The following is a 19,002-nucleotide window of genomic DNA, read 5'->3' as shown; positions in this document are numbered from 1 at the left end:
ACCCTGATGGGTGGGCTGGCCCACCCATCAGGGTGGGTCGCCCGCCCACCGGGTGGGCCACCCCGCCCGGTTGGGAGGGAACCCACCTTACGGGCGCGCGCCGACAGAGTCGGGCGCTGCTCAACGAGCCGGAGCCGCGTACGGGGACCTCGACTCGCCGAGGACGGGCCTTGACACGCAGAGGCGCTCCACGAACACGACTCCGGGCGCGTTTGGTCTCTTCGACGAGGCAAGCCACGGTGTCACCGATCCGGGCACGCGAACGGGCCCGGCACCCCGCGTGGGGGTACCGGGCCCGTCGTGTGCCAGTGGGTCAGTGACTCACTTGACGGAGACGGTGGCGCCGGCGGCCTCGAGGGCCTCCTTGGCCTTGTCCGCGGCCTCCTTGTTGACCTTCTCGAGCAGCGGCTTCGGCGCGGCCTCGACCAGGTCCTTGGCCTCCTTCAGGCCGAGGGAGGTCAGGGCGCGGACCTCCTTGATGACCTGGATCTTCTTGTCACCGGCGGCCTCGAGGACGACGTCGAACTCGTCCTTCTCCTCCTCGGCGGGCGCGGCACCACCGGGGGCAGCAGCGCCCGGAGCGGCGGCGACGGCGACCGGGGCGGCCGCGGTGACCTCGAAGGTCTCCTCGAACTTCTTCACGAACTCGGAGAGCTCGATGAGGGTCATCTCCTTGAACGCGTCGAGGAGCTCCTCGGTGTTGAGCTTCGCCATGGTGGCGGTTCCTTTCTGTGGTCGGCTGAATGCCGGGTTGTCGTACGGGCTCGGGGTCGAGTCACGACCCCCGGGCGTTCAGCCCTCGTTCTGCTCCGTCGCCTCGGCCGCGTCAGCGGTCTCGGCGGCGGGTGCCTCGTCGGCGGGTGCCTCGTCGGCCGGTGCCTCGGCGGCGGGTGCGTCGTCGGCAGCCACCTCGGCGGCCGGCGTCTCGGCCTCGACCTTCTGCCGCAGCGCCTCGACGACGCGAGCGGTCTGCGCCAGCGGGGCGGCGAACAGCGACACCGCGTTCTGCAGCGACGCCTTCATCGCACCGGCCAGCTTGGCCAGCAGGACCTCGCGCGACTCGAGGTCGGCGAGCTTGGTGATCTCCTCGCCCGTGAGCGGGGCGCCGTCGAGCAGGCCGCCCTTCACCACGAGGACGGGGTTGGCCTTGGCGAAGTCACGCAGGCCCTTCGCGGCCTCGACCGGGTCGCCCTTGACGAAGGCGATGGCCGACGGGCCGGAGAGGTAGTCGTCGAGCCCCGAGACCCCGGCCTCGCGCGCCGCGATCTTGGTCAGCGTGTTCTTCACCACGGCGTAGGACGCGTTCCCACCGAGCGACCGACGCAGTTCCGTCAGCTGCTTGACGGTGAGGCCGCGGTACTCGGTCAGCACGACCGCGTTGCTGCTGCGGAACTCGTCCGCGAGCTCTGCGACCGCGGCTGCCTTGTCAGGCCTCGCCATGGGGCTCCTTCTTCCGGAGGTGATGCCGGAGGGCCCGCAGACATGAAAAACGCCCCGGCGCAGGCACGGGGCGAGGGAAGCCGGCGGCAGCTGCCGACGGCGGAACCTTCGTCTCTCACCTGCGCGGGCCGCCCACATCTCTGCGGGGCCTTCGTCACGATCGGCGGGCGATCGTGAGACCGGCGGTCTTTGGCAACGTCCATGGTACGGGGTCGGGCACCCGCCACCAAATCGGATCGTGCTCGGCGCCCGTGCTCAGCCGAAGGGGCCGGTCTTCTGATCCTGGAACGAGTGCACCATGTCGCGCAGCTCCTGGGTGCGCCCGGCCGGCCAGTCATCGGGCGGCGCCACGGCGAGCCAGGCGTCGACGAGCTCGCCGCCGTAGTTGTGCCCGTGCCCGACCGGCACCGTCGCCGACAGCGCCATGTCGGCCGTGACCTGCCAGAACGTGACGAACGGATACCAGTCGAGGGTGGGCAGGACGTCGGGACCATGCTCCTCGTCGATCCACTCGGGCCGCTCGAGCAACAGGTCCCACGACCACAGCGTGACGGGGTCGGAGGCGTGCTGCAGGAACAGCACCGGCGGCCCGTGCTCCTCGGGAGGTCGGGTCGTGCAAGGATCACGAACTCCCTCCAGCTGGACTCCGCCCTGTGCCGAGGGCTCAGGGAGACCTTCGGCCCCCCATCGCCGCACGGTCTTGCACGCCCCTCCCGGGCCGAACTCGAGGTCCAGCGGCTCCTGCCAGCCGCCCCAGAACCGCACCTCGCGGCCGCCGTCGTACACCGGGAGCCTCGACGGCGTGCCCGGGTCGCGTGCCGCGGTGAGCTCGGTGCGCAGCGAGTGCCGGCTCGGCGAGCCGACCCACAGCGCGCCGTCGACCTTCGAACGCAGGTCGTCCAGCGAGTCGAAGGCGGCCGCGCTGCCCATGGCGCCGAGGCTCTCGCCGTAGACGATGAGCTTCGGGCGCTGCGACGGCGGACGCTCCCGCCAGGCGTCGTGCACGGCGTCGAACAACGCCCGCCCGGCCAGCCGCACCTGCTCCTGGTCGGCGACGAAGGAGATCCAGCTGGGCAGGTACGAGTACTGCAGCGCGACGATCGCGGAGTCGCCGTTGTAGAGGTACTCGAGCGCGTCGGCCGCGGCGCCGTCGACCCAGCCGGTCCCCGTCGTCGTCACGACCACCAGCACGGCGCGGTCGAAGCCGCCGGCCCGCTCCAGCTCGCGGACGGCGAGCGAGGCGAGCCCCGCCGGGGTCTCGGCGGAGTCCATGCCGACGTAGGCGCGGACCGGATCCAGCGCCGGCTCGCCGCTGAACGCCGTCAGCTCGTCGACGGTCGGCCCCGACGACACGAACTCGCGGCCCTTGCGGCCCAGCGAGTCCCAGGTGACCAGCGAGCCCGGGCCGCCCGAGTGGGTCGCCGACGACGGCGCGTTGTTGCCGGCCTCGGTCTCCATGTTGACGGCGGCGAACGCGTCGTTGGCGACACCCAGCAGCGACGGGTACAGCAGGCCGGTCCACGACCAGAACGCCAGCCCGCCCACGCTCAGCACCGACGCGACCAGCGCGACCACCGGCGGCACCCAGCGGGCGAAGAACCGCCGCAGCCGCCGCGACGCGCCGCGCAGCAGCCGGGCCAGCGCCAGGAACACGACGAAGATCGCGCCGGCGACCAGCAGGATCAGCAGGTAGTGGTTGGGCCCTGGGCTCTCGACGTCCATCAGCGTGCGCAGCTCGGTCTGCCAGGCCGCGTTCGACGCCAGGTACCACGCGACCGCAGCTGCCGCCGTCACCCCGAGGCCCCACCAGGCGACCAGCCGGGTGCGCCGCGGCGGCGTGAGCCACCGCGGCCGCGCGCGGCGCAGCACCAGCCGCACCAGCCAGGCCAGCAGCACACCGAGCGCGTAGCCGATGGTGGCCGTCAACCCGCTCACCATCGCCTGGTAGATCCAGGTGCGCGGCAGCAGCGTCGGCGTCAGCGACCAACAGAAGAAGCAGGCCGCGCCGATCAGCCCGCCGTAGTCGGGGCGCAGCCAGCCGACGAAGCGGCCCAGCACGGGGAGCTCCCGGATCCGGGCGGCGAAACGCGACCGCCGCGAGCCATCGGTATGGATCGCGGCGGTCGCGGGTCGGTGAGTCGTCAGCGAACGGCTCACCGGGCGGAGCTCATGCCTCGGTGGCCTCCGCCACCCGCACCTTGCTGGGGTCGAGCGGGATGCTCGGGCCCATGGTGGTGGCGAGCGTCGCCTTGCGGATGTAGCGGCCCTTCGACGCCGACGGCTTCAGCCGGTTGATCTCATCGAGGGCGGCGGCGTAGTTCTCGGCCAGCGCCTGCTCGGTGAACGACGTCTTGCCGATGATGAAGTGGAGGTTCGCGTGCCGGTCGACCCGGAACTCGATCTTGCCGCCCTTGATGTCGGAGACGGCCTTCTCGACGTCCATGGTGACGGTGCCGGTCTTGGGGTTCGGCATCAGGCCGCGCGGGCCGAGGACCCGTCCCAGCCGGCCGACCTTGCCCATGAGGTCGGGCGTCGCGACGACGGCGTCGAAGTCGAGCCTGCCGCCCTGCACCTCTTCGACCAGCTCGTCGCCGCCGACGATGTCGGCGCCCGCCGCCCTGGCCTCCTCGGCCTTCGGGCCGACGGCGAAGACCAGGACCCGTGCGGTCTTGCCGGTGCCGTGCGGGAGGTTGACGGTGCCGCGGACCATCTGGTCGGCCTTGCGGGGGTCGACGCCCAGCCGCAGGGCCACCTCGACGGTGGCGTCGTACTTGGTGCTCGACGTCTCGCGGGCGAGCTTGACGGCCTCGACCGGGTTGTACAGGCGATCGCGGTCGATCTTCTCCGCCGCGGCGCGGTAGGACTTGCTGCGCTTCATGTCATCTCCTCGTGTTTCCTGGAGTCGTGGTGCGGGCCCAGCGCTGGGACCCTCCCACTGGCCGGCCGGTGACCCGGCCGGCGGTTCAGTCGGCGACCGTGACGCCCATCTGACGGGCGGTGCCCGCGATGATCTTCTCGGCGGCCTCGATGTCGTTGGCGTTGAGGTCGGGCATCTTCTGCTCGGCGATGCTGCGCAGCTGCTCGCGGCTGATCGACGCGACCTTCGTCTTGTGCGGCTCGCCCGACCCCTTGTCGATGCCGGCGGCCTTGAGGATCAGGCGGGCGGCGGGCGGGGTCTTGGTGACGAAGGTGAAGGAACGGTCCTCGTAGACCGTGATCTCCACCGGGATCACGTTGCCGCGCTGCGACTCGGTGGCAGCGTTGTACGCCTTGCAGAACTCCATGATGTTCACGCCGTGCTGGCCCAGCGCGGGGCCGACCGGCGGTGCGGGGGTCGCCTGGCCGGCCTGGATCTGGAGCTTGATCAGGCCTGCGACCTTCTTCTTCGCTGGCATTCCTCGGGTCCTTGTCGTGATGGTGATGCTGTCCCGCGCGCACCGGACGGCGCGCGCGGGGATCCGTCAGAGCTTCTGGATCTGGTTGAACGAGAGCTCGACGGGAGTCTCGCGGCCGAAGATCTCGACGAGTCCCTTGATCTTCTGGGAGTCGGCGTTGATCTCGTTGATGGTCGCGTGCAGGGTGGCGAACGGTCCGTCGACGACCATGACGGAGTCACCGACCTCGAAGTCGACGACCTCGACCTGCTTCTTCTCCTCCGCCGGCTTGGCCTGCTCGGCCACCTGCGGAGCGAGCCAGCGCTCGACCTCGTCGAGGTCCAGCGGGATGGGCTGGTGCGCGTGGCCGACGAACCCCGTGACAGCCGGGGTGTTGCGGACCGCGGACCACGACTCGTCGGTCATGTCCATGCGCACCAGCACGTAGCCGGGGAAGCGGTTGCGCTTCACCATGCGGCGCTGGCCGTTCTTGATCTCGGCGACCTCTTCGGTGGGGACCTCGATCTCGAAGATGAAGTCCTCCATGTTGAGGCTGCCGATGCGGTTCTCGAGGTTGGCCCGGACCCGGTTCTCCATGCCGGAGTAGGTCTGGACGACGAACCACTCACCCGGCTTCGCGCGCAGTGCCCGGCGGAACTCCGCCAGCGGGTCGGACTCCTCGGACTCGACGCTGCCGGCGGCCTCGTCCGTGGCGGACTCCGCCTCGGTGGGCTCCGCCTCGGTGGCAGCCTCAGCCGGACCGGGCTCGCCCGCGGGCGACTCCTCGGTCTCGACGTCCTCGATGGTCGACTCCTGCTCGGACACGGTGTGCGCTTCTTCCTCCTGGATGCGGCTGACCACGGACCGGCTCAGCCGAAGATCTCGAACATCGCCCAGCCCAGCCCGAGATCGAGCAGCGAGACGAAGGTGATCATGATCGTCACGAAGACGAGCACGACCGCCGTGTACGTCAGCAGCTGCTTGCGGGTCGGGTAGACGACCTTCCGCAGCTCGGCCACGACCTGGCGGGTCCAGAGCGACAGTCGGGCGAACGGCCCGCGGCGCCGGGGCGAACGCGGACGCTCGGGTGTAGCGGTCTTGCCGCTGGTCTCCGTCACGTGCTACCTCGCTGAGTCTGGAACAACGTCAGGCCGCTGGGTGTGCGACCTCGCAGGGCAGGAGGGACTTGAACCCCCAACCGCCGGTTTTGGAGACCGGTGCTCTACCAATTGAGCTACTGCCCTTCGAGCGGACGTGGTGATCCCCTGCCAAAGTTGTGTGGGCACGCTTCGGCCGGGGGTCGGACGACCACCCAAGAGTGAGAGTGTACGGGGTGAGGCCCGTCTCGGTCGAACTCGCTGCGGAGAAGGTCATTCGCCGCTCGGATCGGTGGCGCTCCCGCCCGGCGATCTCTAGTGTCGATGGTACGTGTGCTGGCGACCCGACGGAGATCGACATGAGCGCCACGGTGCCGGGGAACGACGGCGTCGGCATCCTGCGCCCGCCGGGCGAGATCCTGGCCGCGGTGCGCCTCATGTACCTGGGCGCGGCGCTGACGGCGCTGATGGGCGTGCTGCGGGCGCTCGACCCCGATGCCTTCGAGGAGGCGCTGGCCGACTCCGCGGGCGGCGAGGCGTCCGGCGCCAGTATGCGCGGCACGTACCTGTTCTTCCTGCTCGTCGTGGCCGGCCTGTGGCTGCTGGTGGCCCGCGGCTGCCGGCGAGGGAGCCGCCGCTGGCGGGTCACCGCGACGGTGCTGGCGGCGCTCTACGTGACGGCGACCCTGGCGACGCTCGTCAGCGCGCCCCGCTTCGACGCCTACAACGTCGTGAGCGCGGCCGTCGCGGTGGTGGCCGTCGCCGTCGCCTGGCTGCTGTACCGCCCCGAGGCACGGCGTTGGTTCGCCTCGCCGGAGCCTCCGACCAGCTAGGGTGCCTTGCCTACAGGTACCACTCGAGACGATGGAGATTCGACCATGAGCGGCACCACCCCTCCGCCGGGCTCCGGTCCGGGCGACCAAGAGAACCCCTATGCGCAGTCAGGTCAGGGCCGGCCGCCGGAGCAGCCGTGGCAGTCCGCGCCGCCGCCCTCGGGCCCGCCCGCGTGGACCGGCCCCGTCGACGGCGGCTCGGCATGGGGCGACCCCGCCGTGCCGGCCGAGCCGCCGCCTTCGATCAGCCGCGCGGTCATCCTCATGTACGTGGGGGCAGCCATCTCGGCCGTCACCGCGCTGATCCCGCTGCTGTTCCGCGGCTCGATCCGCGATGCGATCGAGGAGTCCGACACCAGCCTCACCGCCGACGAGGTCGACGCCGCGGTCAACGTCACCGTCGGCGTCGGCCTGGTCGTGGGCCTCATCGGCGTGGCGCTCTGGCTGTGGATGGCGTCGGCGAACAAGGCCGGCAAGTCCTGGGCCCGGGTCGTCGCGACCGTGCTCGGTGGTCTCAACATCCTGTTCACGGTCCTCTCGCTGAGCACTGGGGGCGGCGGCATCGCGCTGATCGTCAACCTGATCTCGATCGGTTTGGCCGGGTACATCCTCTATCTGCTCTACCGGCCGGAGTCGAGCCAGTACTACGCGGCCCGGAGCGGCAAGCAGCGCTGAACGCCGTCCGGCTGAAACGCGCAACCCCTTGGCGTGGCGCGGCGGGATGATGCCAGGATGGACCGCATGATCTCGCCTGCGCCCGCCGGCGCCACCGCCCGCGTCTCTGCCCGCATCGCCGCCATCGCCGAGTCGGCCACGCTCGCGGTCGATGCGAAGGCGAAGGCGCTCAAGGCGGCCGGGCGGCCGGTCATCGGCTTCGGGGCCGGCGAGCCCGACTTCCCGACGCCCGACTACATCGTCGAGGCCGCCGTCGAGGCCTGCCGCGACCCCCGCAACCACCGCTACACCCCCGCCGGCGGCCTGCCGGAGCTGAAGGAGGCCGTCGCCGCGAAGACGGCACGCGACTCCGGCTACCAGGTCGAGGCCGGCCAGGTGCTCATCACCAACGGTGGCAAGCAGGCCGTCTACCAGACCTTCGCCGCCCTGCTCGACGCGGGCGACGAGGTGCTCATGCCGACGCCCTACTGGACCACGTACCCCGAGTCCATCGCGCTGGCCGGCGGCGTCCCCGTCGAGGTCCTGGCCGACGAGACCACCGGCTACCGCGTCAGCGTCGAGCAGCTCGAGGCCGCTCGCACCGCGCGTACCAAGGTGCTGCTGTTCGTGTCGCCGTCGAACCCCACCGGTGCCGTGTACCCGCCCGAGACGGTCCGCGAGATCGGCCGCTGGGCACACTCGCACGGGCTCTGGGTCGTCACCGACGAGATCTACGAGCACCTCGTCTACGGCGACGCGACGTTCTCGTCCATCGTCACCGAGGTGCCCGAGCTGGCCGACACCTGCGTCGTCGTCAACGGTGTGGCGAAGACCTACGCCATGACGGGCTGGCGGGTCGGCTGGATGATCGGCCCCAAGGACGTCATCAAGGCCGCCGCCAACCTGCAGTCGCACGCCACGTCCAACGTCGCCAACGTGTCGCAGCGGGCCGCGCTGGCCGCCGTCGCCGGCGACCTGTCCGCCGTCGCCGACATGCGGGCGGCGTTCGACCGGCGCCGTCGCACCATCGTCGCCATGCTCAACGAGATCGACGGCGTCTACTGCCCGGAGCCCGAGGGCGCGTTCTACGCGTACCCGTCGGTCAAGGACGTGCTCGGCCGGACCATCGCCGGGCGCACGCCGAAGACAAGCGCCGAGCTCGCCGAGCTGATCCTCGAGGAGGCCGAGGTCGCGGTGGTCCCGGGCGAGGCGTTCGGACCCAGCGGCTACCTGCGGCTGTCCTACGCGCTGGGCGACGACGACCTCGCCGAGGGCGTCGGCCGGATCCAGCGGCTGCTCGGCTGAGCCGCGTCGCGTGACCGAACCGGCTCCTCGCGACCTGCGGGCCCTGCCCAAAGCGCACCTGCACCTGCACTTCACCGGGTCGATGCGGCACTCGACGCTGCTCGACCTGGCCGACGAGCACGGCGTGCGGCTGCCCGACTCGCTGCGCGAGGACTGGCCGCCGCTGCTGTCGGCCGCCGACGAGAAGGGCTGGTTCCGGTTCCAGCGCCTCTACGACGTCGCGCGCTCGGTGCTGATGACGGAGGCCGACGTGCGCCGCCTGGTGCTCGAGGCCGCGCAGGACGAGGCGGCCGAGGGCTCGCACTGGCTCGAGATCCAGGTCGACCCGTCCGGGTACGGGGGCCGGTTCGGCGGCATCACGGCGTTCACCGACCTCGTGCTCGACGCCGTCCGCGCGGCGTCGGACTCGACGGGGGTCGGGATCGCCGTCGTCATCGCGGCGAACCGGACCCGGCATCCGCTCGACGCCCGCACGCTGGCCCGGCTGGCCGTGCAGTACGCCGGGCGCGGCGTGGTCGGCTTCGGACTGTCCAACGACGAGCGCCGCGGCGTCATCGCCGAGTTCGCCCCCGCCTTCGCCATCGCCGCCCGGGCCGACCTGCTGGCCGTGCCGCACGGCGGCGAGCTGCGCGGACCCGACAGCGCCCGCGCCTGCCTCGACGACCTCGGCGCGGTCCGCCTGGGCCACGGCATCCGGTCGACGGAGGACCCGGCGCTGCTGGAGCGCATCGTGGAGTCGCAGATCACCCTGGAGGTCTGCCCCGCCTCGAACGTCGCGCTCGGGGTGTACTCGGCGCCCGAGGACGTGCCGCTGCGGACCCTGGCCGACGCCGGCGCCCGGGTGGCGCTCGGGGCCGACGACCCGCTGCTGTTCGGCTCGCGGCTGCTCGACCAGTACGAGACCGCCCGGCACGTGCACGGGTTGAGCGACGCGGAGCTGGCCGCACTGGCCCGCGGTTCCATCGAGGGCTCGGCCGCCCCGTCCGACGTCCGCAAGGAGTTGTTGGAGGGCGTCGACGCCTGGTTGGCCGGGGTGTGAGGTGGGCCGGGGGTGAGGTGGGCCGGTGGTTTGAGGTTGGCTCCCCGTCCCCCTGCTGCCCATTCTCTTAACCCCGGCCACCCGCCTCAAGCCGGCGCTCTCTGTGGTCACCTCGCCGCTGTGCTCGGGGGGCTTCGGCTTGACCCGGGCACCCGCGGCCTAAGAACGGGCAGCTATCAGGGGGACGGGGAGACCCTGGGCACGCCTCGCCGCTTCGCGTGCCCGTTTCGCCCCGGTTCGCCGGACTCTGCACCGCGATGATCATCGGCGATCCGCTACATCACCAGGCGTTCTGCCACATCACCAGGCATGCAGGCCTGGTGAAGCGGCAGAGAACCTCGTGACGGCCCCGCCAACGCCGCCAAATCCCGCCATGCGGACGCACGCGGGCCCGCTAGGACCCGTGCCCGTCGCCAGACTCCCCCCGTCCCCCTGATAGCTGCCCGTTCTTAGGCCCCGGACGGGCGGGTCAAGCGGACCCCCAGGGCGCGCAGCGCCCACCGGTCCGCTTGAGGCGGCCGTTCGGGGCTAAGAGAATGGGCAGCAGGGGGACGGGGGAAACCCCACCATCCCAGCCGACCTCAAACAGCGGCAACGGCCGGCAGGGCCAGCTCGTCGAGGATCCCCGACGACGCGCCGGAGCGCAGGTACCACTCGTAGCCGTACGCCTCGTCGAAGCCGGCGTGGCCGAGGGAGTCGGGGCTGACCTGGCTGGCGTGCACGCCGATGGCGGCCCGCTTGACCGCCAGCTCCGACGCCGTCGCGCCGATGCGCAGTGCGACGTCGTCCGCGGGCACGCCGAACGGCAACCCGGTCGCCTCGGCGGCGGCGTGGATGAGGTGCGAGCGGGTGCGGCGGTCGTGCAGGTGGTCGCGGTCGACGGTGGACTCGTAGGACACCACGCCGGTCAGCCGGGCCGCCGCCGCGCCGATGCGGTGCGCCGCCAGATGGTCCGGGTGGCCGTAGATGCCGCGGCCGTCGTCGTGGACGATCGCCTCGGCGGACTCCTCGTCGACCAGGGTGGCGATGCGGCGCGCGACGCGCGAGGGGTCGGCGGCGGCCAGCGCGTCGGGGTGGACGTTGTCCGCGGCGCCGGGCAGCCCGGAGTCGCGTGCGCCCAGCAGCACCAGCCGCGACACGCCGAGCAGCGCCGCCGCGCTCTCCAGCTCGGCGACCCGGCGCTGCGCCATGGTCTCGCCGGGCGCGAGCGGCACGTGTACCTCGCCCAGCTCGCCGAGCGTGGCCGTGACCAGCACGACCCGCGCGCCGGCGTCGGCCAGGCGGCGCAGCGTCACGCCGGTGAAGATGGCCTCGTCGTCAGGGTGCGCGTGGAGGACGAGTACGGTGCGCCCACTGAGGGCCGAGTGGTTCGAGAACATGCCTGCCTGCTGTCGGACGAGGGCGGCCGGCGCCGAGCCGGTCCCGCCGGAGGGTCGGGGTCGCGGGAGAGGTCAGCGACAGCGACAACAGCAGGGCATGCCGGCGACCGCCGCGAGGGCGGTGCGGAGCGGCATGCTGATCACGAGCGGAGAGTCTGCCACATCCCCGCTCGCCCGTACACCGGTTTTCGCTCAGGCGTCGACCAGCTCGTCGGTGCGAGCGGCCCGCCGGTCGTACTCGTCGCGTGCCGCGGCGATCTCCTGCCGGTGCTCCTCGGTCCAGGTGACCAGCGCCTCGATGGTGTCGTGCAGCGTGGCGCCGAGGGGCGTCAGCTCGTAGTCGACGCGGGGCGGCACGACGGGGTGGACGGTGCGGCGCACGAGGCCGTCGCGCTCGAGCTGGCGCAAGGTGACCGTGAGCATGCGCTGGCTGATGCCGTCGATCTCGCGTCGCAGCTCCGTGAACCGCAGGCTCCGGAGGTCGAGCAGGGCGATGACCAGCAGCGACCACTTGTCGGCGACGCGGTCGAGGATCTGCCGGACCTCGCAGTCCTCGCGCGGGTCCCACTTCTGGCAGTACGCGGGGTCGGTTACCGGCGTGTGCCCGGGTGACTTCGAAGTGCCTTCTTCCATGGTCAGCAATGGTGCCGGAAGATGCGATCAGGCACAAGAAGTAACTGACCCTCAGTTCGATAACCAATCAAGGAGTCCACCCGTGGCACCGTCCGACCGGCTCACCTCCCGAGGCTGGGCCATCCTCCTCGTGCTGAGCAGCGCGATCTTCCTCGAGGGGATCGACATCTCGATGATGGGCGTCGCCCTGCCGTCGATCCGCGACGACCTCGGCATGTCCACATCGTCCCTGCAGTGGGTGGTGAGTGCCTACGTCCTCGGCTACGGCGGGTTCGTGCTGCTCGGCGGCCGTGCGGCCGACCTGCTGGGCCGGCGGCGGATGTTCGTGCTCTGGCTCACCGTGTTCCTGCTCTTCTCCGGCCTCGGCGGACTGGCCACCGACGGCTGGATGCTGATCGTCGCGCGGTTCGTCACTGGTGTGGCGGCGGCGTTCATGACGCCGGCCGGCCTGTCCATCATCACGACGACGTTCCCCGAAGGCCCGCAGCGCAACCAGGCCCTGCTGGTCTACGCCGGCATCGCGGCCGGCGGCTTCTCGCTCGGCATGGTCACCGGCGGACTGCTGACGGCGATCGACTGGCGCTGGGTGTTCTTCGCCCCGGTCATCATGGCGGCGTTCATCCTGGCGGCGGCGGTCCGGCTGATCCCGCACGACACCCCGGCCGCGCGCACCCGCGGCGGCTACGACGTCGGCGGCACGCTGAGCCTCACCGGCGCGATGCTGCTGCTCGTCTACACCGTCGTCATGCTGCCGGAGGTGAGCATCGGCTCGACGGCGACGACGGCGGCAGCGGGGGTCGCGCTGCTGGTGGCGTTCGTGGCGATCGAGCGCCGGACCCGAAGGCCGCTGCTGCGGCTGGGCCTGCTGCGCTCCGCGCCGCTGGTGCGGGCGAACCTGGGCGCGATGATGCTGGTCGGCGGGTTCTTCGGCTTCCAGTTCATCGCCGTGCTGTACCTGCAGGAGTTCCGCGGCTGGTCGGAGACGGAGACCGGGCTGGCCCTGATGATCCTCGGCCTGGACGCCATCCTGGCGCCGACGCTGACGCCGATCCTGGTTCGCCGGTTCGGGAACCCGACGGTGATCGTCGTCGGGCTGGTGCTCGCCGCCGTCGCGTACGCGCTGTTCCTGCGGGTCGGCGCCGACTGGACGTACGCGGCCATGCTGCCGGCGTTCCTGACACTCAGCGTCGCGTTCGCGCTGGCGTACGGGCCGCTCACCATCGCCGCCACCGACGGCGTCGCGGAGGAGGAGCAGGGCCTCGCCAGCGGCGTGCTGACGACGTCGTTCCAGTTCGGCGGCGCCCTCGGGCTGGCCGTCGTGACGGCGGCCGTCGTGGCCGGGAGCGGCCCGGCCGGCGCCGACCTCGACACGTTCCGGACCGCGCTGCTGGTCCCGCTCGCCGCCGCTCTGATCGGCGTGGTCGTCACGGGCTCGGGCCTGCGCCGCCGGGCCCGGGTCCCTGCCGAGCAGGAGGTCGCCGTGTGAGCGCGAGCGTCGCGGACGGCGAGGAGCGCGAGGATCGCGCCTAGAAGGTGCAGCCGACGAGCGTGGGCTCCGGCGCCAGCTCGACGCCGAAGGCGGAGCGCACGCCGTCGCGCACCTCGCGGGCGAGGCCGAGCAGGTCGGCGGTGCTGGCCTCGCCCCGGTTGGTCAGAGCCAGCGTGTGCTTGGTCGACAGCGAGACGCCGGACCGGCCGCCGGTGTGGCCGCGTCCGAACCCGGCGTGCTCGATCAGCCAGGCCGCGCTGGCCTTGACCAGACCATCGCCGGCGGGCCAGCGGGGCGCGTCGCCGGGCAGTGCGGCGGCCTGCGCCTCGGTGAGCACCGGATTGGTGAAGAACGACCCCGCGCTCCAGGTGTCGTGGTCAGCGGCGTCGAGCACCATGCCCTTGCCGGCGCGCAGCGCGAGCACGGCCTCGCGCACCGAGCCGAGCGGTGCCCGCCCGCCCACCTCGATCCCGAGCCGGCGGGCCAGCTCGGCGTACGCCACCGGCATCGCGAGGCTTCCCTCGCGCAGCTGGTAGCTGACGGTCAGGATGATGTAGCGGTCGGTGCCCTTGAACCGGCTGTCGCGGTAGGCGAAGCGGCAGTCGGCGTTGGCGAAGGTGCGGACGCGGCGGTCCTGGCGGTCGTACGTGCGCACCTGCCAGACCGTCTGCCGCACCTCCTGTCCGTATGCGCCCACGTTCTGCATGGGGGTGGCGCCGACCAGGCCGGGGATGCCGGACAGCGCCTCGATGCCCGGCCACTCGTTCGCGACGGTGTAGGCGACGAGGTCGTCCCACGACTCGCCGGCGGCCGCCGTCAGCAGCACGCCGCCGCAGGCGGCCAGGGCGTCGCTGTCGCAGGAGGCACTGTCGTCGACGGTGACGCCGCGGGTGGCGACCCGCACCACCGTCCCGTCGAACCCGGAGTCGCCGATGACGAGGTTCGAGCCGCCGCCGACCAGCAGCACCGGCTCGCCGCGCTCGTCGCAGTCGCGGACCAGGCCGATCAGTTCGTCCTCGGTGGCCGCCTCGACGACGCGCTTCGCCGGGCCGCCGAGCCGCAGCGTGGTGAGGCCGGCGAGGGGGACGTCGAAGGTCTCGCGCACCGTCCGGACCCCCGCGTTCACGGCTGCGACGGCCGGTCGGCCGGGAGCCGGCACAGCGCCCGGGCCTGCGTCAGCACCTTCTGGTCGCCGACCTTGACGGTGAGCTCGAGGGCCACCAGGCCGTCGTCGCGGACCTGAGTGACGGAGGCGGCCACGCGGACGGCGACGCCGATGTCGTCGTCGGGGACCACCACCGGGCGGGCGAAGCGGGCGCCGTACTCGACGACGGCGGCGGGGTCGCCCAGCCAGTCGGTGAGGAGGCGGCCGGCCAGCCCCATGGTCAGCATGCCGTGGGCGATGACGTTGGGCAGCCCCACGGACGTGGCGACGCGCTCGTTCCAGTGGATCGGGTTGAAGTCGCCCGAGGCCCCGGCGTACCGGATGAGGTTCTCGCGGGTGATCCAGTACGTGTGGTCGGCGACGACGTCACCGACGGCCAGCTGCTCGGTGACCCGCTCAGTCACTCGCGTCTCCCCCGTCGAAGTCCTCGGGCCGCACCAGCAGCGTGGCCTCGGAGAGGCAGAAGTCGGTGCCGTCCTGCTCGTCGCGGACCTCGGTGCGGATCTTGAGCAGGTCGTTGCCGGCGACGGCACGAACCCCGTCGAGGCGGGTGGTCGCCTCGACCCGGGTGCCCACCGGCAGCGACCGCGAGTAGGTGAAGCGCTGGTCGACATGCACGACCCGGGCGAACTCGATGCCCAGGTCCTTCATCAGCAGGTCGAAACCGTTCATCACGATGATCATCATGAAGGTGGGCGGCGCGACGACGTCGCCGTGCCCGTAGCCGCGAGCCGCTGCGGTGTCGACGTACGCCGGGTTCGCGTCGCCGATGGCCTCCGCAAACTCGCGGATCTTCTCCCGGCTCACTTCGTAGTACTGGGGAGGGTAGACCCGTCCGGCGACCGAGGGATCAATGGGCATGCGCTGACGTTACCGTCACCAGGGCCGGGCTCCGACGGAGACCCTGGCCACGAGCCTGCGCGAACGCGTCAGCGGGTCTCGCGGTGGACGGTGTGCGTGCGGCAGCGCGGGCAGAACTTCTTCAAGTCGAGCCGGTCGGGGTCGTTGCGCCGGTTCTTCTTGGTGATGTAGTTGCGCTCCTTGCACTCCGTGCAGGCCATGGTGATCTTGGGACGGATGTCAGCGCTCTTGGCGGCCACGGGTGCCTCTTTCGGGACGTCTGGATCGTCGGAACCGTGCAAGGGTACCCGACCTGGTCACGACTCATCCAATCGAGCCGAGCGGGCCGGCCGGGGTGGTGGTAGCGGGGGCGGGACTCGAACCCGCGACACAACGATTATGAGCCGTTTGCTCTAACCACCTGAGCTACCCCGCCGAGGGGAGTCGGCGCCGCACAGACTGCGGCGCATCCTCACCAGAGCCCCAATACGGAATCGAACCGTAGACCTTCTCCTTACCATGGAGACGCTCTGCCGACTGAGCTATTGGGGCGTGCGCCAGACGAGGGTATACGACCTCGGGCCGTGGTGCGAAATCGGCCGTCGGCGTGGAGTTGACGTCCCGAACCGGCCGGTACCGGGACGTGCGCTCACAGACCTCGAGAGGCGTGGCAGGTGCAGGATTCGAACCTGCGTAGGCTGTGCCGGCTGATTTACAGTCAGCTCCCTTTGGCCGCTCGGGCAACCTGCCGCGGTTCCGGGCCTTCGGCTCGGACCGGTGAGAGAATACATCAGTGCGCAGGGCGCCGGACAATCGGTTCGGGCCCGAGACATCCCGAAGGAGCCGACGTGGCAAGCGAGTCCTCGTTCGACGTGGTGAGCAAGGTCGACCGGCAGGAGGTGGACAACGCGCTGAACCAGGCGTCCAAGGAGATCTCCCAGCGTTTCGACTTCCGTGGCACCGGCGCCTCGATCCGCTGGCTGGGCGAGCTCGGCATCGAGATGGAGGCCTCGGCCGAAGACCGCGTCAACGCCGTGCTCGACGTCTTCAAGGACAAGCTCGTCAAGCGCAAGGTCTCGCTCAAGGCGCTCGACGCCGGCGAGCCGCGCGCCTCCGGCACTGTGTACAAGATCACGGCGACGCTCCAGGACGGCCTCGACCAGGACCAGGCGAAGAAGATCACGAAGGCCATCCGCGACGAGGCGCCCAAGGGCGTGAAGACGCAGGTGCAGGGCGACGAGGTCCGGGTGTCGTCGAAGAGCAAGGACGACCTGCAGGCGGTCATGACGCTGCTGCGCGAGCAGGACTTCGACTTCGCGGTGCAGTTCATCAACTACCGCTGAGCCCGAGTTCGCGGGGACTTCGGCCGTGCGCCGAGCTGCGTTCACGACGACGTCGCGTCGTCGTCGCGGGACGCCGTTGTGATCTGCTGATGAGAACCCCACTCGCGCGTTCCGTCGCGGCCGCCGTCGCCGCGACCCTGCTGCTCCCGGCAGCCGCGGCCGCCGGAGAAGACCACGACCGCGGGCACTCCTCGCGCGGCCAGGTCACCCACCCCGTCCTCGAGGGCCGGGCCACGCTGTCCGCGGACTACCTGGCCGAGGGCCCGCCGTCGGGCGCCCTGGCGTCGCCGGCCAACGGCCGCCGGGGCCCGTGGGAAGGGCAGGTCATCCCCGGCTTCTCGGCCATGGCCGACAACGGCGACGGCACCTTCTGGGCGCAGCCCGACAACGGCTTCGGCTCGAAGGGCAACTCGGCGGACTTCCTGCTGCGCAACTACCTGGTCCGGCCGCAGTGGAACACCGGCGACGGCGGCTCGGGCGAGATCGAGGTGCTGCGGTACGTCTCGTACAACGACCGCAACGACGTCCTCGACTTCCCGATCGTCAACGAGGCCACCACGGACCGGCTGCTGACCGGCGCCGACTTCGACATCGAATCGGTCGTCCGCGCCAAGGACGGCACGTTCTGGGTGGGCGAGGAGTTCGGCCCGTTCATCCTGCACTTCGACCGCGACGGCACGCTGCTCGAGCCGCCGGTCGCGCTGCCGCGCGGGCTGAAGTCGCCGCAGAGCCCGTACCTGCAGCCGGGCGAGACCCCGCAGGTGCGCTCCAGCCGCGGCTTCGAGGCCATGGCCGCGTCGCCCGACGGCCGCTACCTCTACCCGATCGTCGAGGGCGCGTACGCCGACGACCCCGACCAGCGCCGCCGCGAGATCCACGAGTTCGACACCCGCCACGACCGCTACACCGGGCGCACCTGGAGCTACCAGACCGACCAGGTGGCCAACGTCATCGGTGACGCCTTCACCGTCGGCCGGGGGAAGTTCTGGATCATCGAGCGCGACGACTTCGAGGGCGACCAGTCGGTCACCAAGCGCATCTACGAGATCGACCTGCACCGCCGCGACCGCGACGGCTATGTCGGCAAGACGCTGATCCTCGACGCGCTGCGCATCGACAACCCCGAGGGCATCGACGCCGGCGAGGGCTACGGCCTCGGCGAGACGTTCGCACTGCCGGTGCAGTCGTTCGAGACGGTGCTGCGGCTGAAGGACGGCCGCATGCTCATCGGCAACGACAACAACTACCCGGGCAACGACGCGCGCAACACCGGCACGCCGGACGACACCGAGATGGCGATCGTCGACCTGCGTCGCGTGCGGCCGAGCGACGACGGCGTCACCGTCGTCGGGCATCGGGGCGCCTCGGGCTACCGGCCGGAGCACACGCTGGCCGCGTACGAGACCGCGATCCTGCAATGCGCGGACTTCATCGAGCCCGACCTCGTCTCGACCAAGGACGGCGTGCTGGTCGCCCGGCACGAGAACGAGATCGGCGGCACCACGGACGTCTCGACCCGGCCCGAGTTCACCGGCCGCCGCACCACCAAGGTCATCGACGGCGTCAGCATCACCGGCTGGTTCACCGAGGACTTCACGCTGGCCGAGCTGCGCACGCTGCGGGCGAAGGAGCGCATCCCCGCCGTCCGCCCGCAGAACACCGCGTTCGACGGCCTCTACCTGATCCCGACGCTCGACGAGGTGCTCGACCTCGCCCGCAACTCACGCACCTGCGATGGGCAGCCGGTCGGCGTCTACCCGGAGACCAAGCACCCGACCTACTTCGACTCCATCGGGCTCTCGCTCGAGGAGCCCCTGGTCCGCACGCTGAAGGCCAACGGCATGAACGACGAGAACGCCCCGGTCATCCTCCAGTCGTTCGAGACCGGCAACCTCAAGGAGCTGGACCGGATGACCGGCGTCCGGATCGCCCAGCTGATCAGCTCCAGCGGCGCGCCGTACGACCTGGTCGCCGCCGGTGATCCGCGCACGTACGCCGACCTCGCGACCGCGAACGGCCTGCGCGCCATCGCCCGCTACGCCGACGGCGTGGGCCTGGAGAAGAACGTCATGATCCCGCGGACGGCCGCCGGCACACTCGGGCAGCCGACCCCGGTGATCCGCGACGCCCACCGTGCGGGTCTCGAGGTGCACGGGTGGACGTTCCGCCGCGAGAACCAGTTCCTGCCCGCGGAGTTCCGCTCGTCGGCCGACCCGAGCGGCATCGGTGACGTGGAGGGCGAGATCCGGGTGTTCCTCGAGGCCGGCATGGACGGCTTCTTCACCGACAATCCCGACCACGGCGACGCCGCCGTCGAGGAGTTCGAGGACTGACGGCTGGCGCAGACCGGGCGCCCGGTCCGTGCACCCGCACGGGCCGGGCGCTCGCCGTTTCGTCCGCTTGGCAACGCG

The 19,002-nt window shown here is 71.3% G+C and carries 20 protein-coding genes and 4 tRNA genes; 7 read left to right on the top strand and 17 right to left on the bottom strand.

What is annotated here, in order from left to right; genetic code table 11:
• Positions 1 to 321 precede the first annotated feature (321 nt).
• The 8 genes from rplL to E1212_RS17100 form a co-directional block, all read right to left on the bottom strand.
• Positions 322 to 714, bottom strand: a complete 393-nt coding sequence (gene rplL, locus E1212_RS17135; RefSeq protein ID WP_131984589.1) for a 50S ribosomal protein L7/L12 — start codon at positions 712 to 714, stop codon at positions 322 to 324.
• 78 nt (positions 715 to 792) lie between these two features.
• Complete coding sequence (gene rplJ / locus E1212_RS17130) at positions 793 to 1,440, bottom strand: 50S ribosomal protein L10 (RefSeq protein WP_131984587.1); 648 nt, start codon at positions 1,438 to 1,440, stop codon at positions 793 to 795.
• Positions 1,441 to 1,695: 255 nt separating this feature from the next.
• On the bottom strand, positions 1,696 to 3,498 hold the full coding sequence (locus E1212_RS17125; protein ID WP_131984585.1) for an alpha/beta hydrolase: 1,803 nt from the start codon (positions 3,496 to 3,498) through the stop codon (positions 1,696 to 1,698).
• Positions 3,499 to 3,607: 109 nt separating this feature from the next.
• Positions 3,608 to 4,318: a 50S ribosomal protein L1 gene (gene rplA / locus E1212_RS17120; protein ID WP_131984583.1), complete on the bottom strand. Its 711-nt coding sequence runs from the start codon at positions 4,316 to 4,318 to the stop codon at positions 3,608 to 3,610.
• 85 nt (positions 4,319 to 4,403) lie between these two features.
• The gene (gene rplK, locus E1212_RS17115; RefSeq protein ID WP_131984581.1) at positions 4,404 to 4,835 is read right to left on the bottom strand and encodes a 50S ribosomal protein L11; all 432 of its coding nucleotides are present in this window, start codon (positions 4,833 to 4,835) and stop codon (positions 4,404 to 4,406) included.
• 66 nt (positions 4,836 to 4,901) lie between these two features.
• A complete protein-coding gene (nusG, locus tag E1212_RS17110) occupies positions 4,902 to 5,639 on the bottom strand; it encodes a transcription termination/antitermination protein NusG (protein ID WP_238992383.1) in 738 nt (245 codons plus the stop codon).
• 44 nt (positions 5,640 to 5,683) lie between these two features.
• Positions 5,684 to 5,932: a preprotein translocase subunit SecE gene (secE, locus tag E1212_RS17105; RefSeq protein WP_131984577.1), complete on the bottom strand. Its 249-nt coding sequence runs from the start codon at positions 5,930 to 5,932 to the stop codon at positions 5,684 to 5,686.
• Positions 5,933 to 5,985: 53 nt separating this feature from the next.
• A tRNA-Trp gene (locus tag E1212_RS17100) sits at positions 5,986 to 6,058 on the bottom strand.
• 212 nt (positions 6,059 to 6,270) lie between these two features.
• Here E1212_RS17100 and E1212_RS17095 point away from each other — a divergent pair.
• Genes E1212_RS17095 through E1212_RS17080 form a run of 4 tightly spaced genes read left to right on the top strand, consistent with a single transcriptional unit; the run spans position 6,271 to position 9,742 of the window.
• Complete coding sequence (locus E1212_RS17095) at positions 6,271 to 6,744, top strand: hypothetical protein (RefSeq protein WP_131984575.1); 474 nt, start codon at positions 6,271 to 6,273, stop codon at positions 6,742 to 6,744.
• Positions 6,745 to 6,789: 45 nt separating this feature from the next.
• Positions 6,790 to 7,419, top strand: coding sequence for a hypothetical protein (locus tag E1212_RS17090; protein ID WP_131984573.1), 630 nt, complete (start codon positions 6,790 to 6,792; stop codon positions 7,417 to 7,419).
• A gap of 57 nt (positions 7,420 to 7,476) precedes the next feature.
• Positions 7,477 to 8,703 carry a pyridoxal phosphate-dependent aminotransferase gene (locus E1212_RS17085; RefSeq protein ID WP_131984571.1) on the top strand — a complete coding sequence of 409 codons (1,227 nt, stop codon included), beginning with the start codon at positions 7,477 to 7,479 and terminating at the stop codon, positions 8,701 to 8,703.
• A gap of 10 nt (positions 8,704 to 8,713) precedes the next feature.
• Positions 8,714 to 9,742 (top strand): adenosine deaminase, encoded by a 1,029-nt coding sequence (locus E1212_RS17080; RefSeq protein WP_131984569.1) that lies wholly within the window; start codon positions 8,714 to 8,716, stop codon positions 9,740 to 9,742.
• 581 nt (positions 9,743 to 10,323) lie between these two features.
• Here the strand turns inward: E1212_RS17080 and E1212_RS17075 are convergent.
• Both E1212_RS17075 and E1212_RS17070 read right to left on the bottom strand, forming a co-directional pair.
• Complete coding sequence (locus tag E1212_RS17075; RefSeq protein WP_131984567.1) at positions 10,324 to 11,121, bottom strand: PIG-L family deacetylase; 798 nt, start codon at positions 11,119 to 11,121, stop codon at positions 10,324 to 10,326.
• A 192-nt stretch (positions 11,122 to 11,313) separates the two neighbouring features.
• Positions 11,314 to 11,754, bottom strand: a complete 441-nt coding sequence (locus E1212_RS17070) for a winged helix-turn-helix transcriptional regulator (RefSeq protein ID WP_131984565.1) — start codon at positions 11,752 to 11,754, stop codon at positions 11,314 to 11,316.
• Between the two features lie 82 nt (positions 11,755 to 11,836).
• Between E1212_RS17070 and E1212_RS17065 the strand changes: the two genes are divergently transcribed.
• Entirely contained in the window at positions 11,837 to 13,240 is a 1,404-nt protein-coding gene (locus E1212_RS17065; protein WP_203416937.1) for an MFS transporter, read from the top strand.
• 40 nt (positions 13,241 to 13,280) lie between these two features.
• On the opposite strand, the gene E1212_RS17060 is transcribed toward E1212_RS17065, so the two are convergent.
• From E1212_RS17060 to E1212_RS17030, 7 genes are all read right to left on the bottom strand, one after another.
• Entirely contained in the window at positions 13,281 to 14,369 is a 1,089-nt protein-coding gene (locus tag E1212_RS17060) for a UDP-N-acetylmuramate dehydrogenase (RefSeq protein WP_238992382.1), read from the bottom strand.
• Positions 14,366 to 14,812, bottom strand: coding sequence for a MaoC family dehydratase (locus E1212_RS17055; RefSeq protein WP_131984561.1), 447 nt, complete (start codon positions 14,810 to 14,812; stop codon positions 14,366 to 14,368). The genes E1212_RS17060 and E1212_RS17055 overlap by 4 nt, the downstream gene beginning before the upstream one ends.
• Positions 14,805 to 15,269 (bottom strand): FAS1-like dehydratase domain-containing protein, encoded by a 465-nt coding sequence (locus E1212_RS17050; protein WP_131984559.1) that lies wholly within the window; start codon positions 15,267 to 15,269, stop codon positions 14,805 to 14,807. The genes E1212_RS17055 and E1212_RS17050 overlap by 8 nt, the downstream gene beginning before the upstream one ends.
• Before the next feature lie 68 nt (positions 15,270 to 15,337).
• Positions 15,338 to 15,508, bottom strand: a complete 171-nt coding sequence (gene rpmG / locus E1212_RS17045) for a 50S ribosomal protein L33 (protein ID WP_026877526.1) — start codon at positions 15,506 to 15,508, stop codon at positions 15,338 to 15,340.
• Positions 15,509 to 15,607: 99 nt separating this feature from the next.
• Positions 15,608 to 15,684: transfer RNA gene (locus E1212_RS17040), tRNA-Met, on the bottom strand.
• Between the two features lie 43 nt (positions 15,685 to 15,727).
• Positions 15,728 to 15,800: transfer RNA gene (locus E1212_RS17035), tRNA-Thr, on the bottom strand.
• Between the two features lie 116 nt (positions 15,801 to 15,916).
• Positions 15,917 to 15,998 (bottom strand) — tRNA-Tyr (locus tag E1212_RS17030).
• Between the two features lie 98 nt (positions 15,999 to 16,096).
• Here E1212_RS17030 and E1212_RS17025 point away from each other — a divergent pair.
• Together E1212_RS17025 and E1212_RS17020 are read left to right on the top strand one after the other, a co-directional pair.
• Entirely contained in the window at positions 16,097 to 16,591 is a 495-nt protein-coding gene (locus E1212_RS17025; protein WP_131984557.1) for a YajQ family cyclic di-GMP-binding protein, read from the top strand.
• An 89-nt stretch (positions 16,592 to 16,680) separates the two neighbouring features.
• A complete protein-coding gene (locus E1212_RS17020) occupies positions 16,681 to 18,924 on the top strand; it encodes an esterase-like activity of phytase family protein (RefSeq protein ID WP_131984556.1) in 2,244 nt (747 codons plus the stop codon).
• Positions 18,925 to 19,002 lie beyond the last annotated feature (78 nt).

Origin of the sequence: Jiangella ureilytica, assembly GCF_004348545.1 — a bacterium.
In the GTDB taxonomy this organism is placed as follows: Bacteria; Actinomycetota; Actinomycetes; order Jiangellales; family Jiangellaceae; genus Jiangella; species Jiangella ureilytica.
The sequence above is the reverse complement of the archived record's forward strand: the minus strand, read 5'-3'. Positions and strand labels throughout refer to the sequence as shown.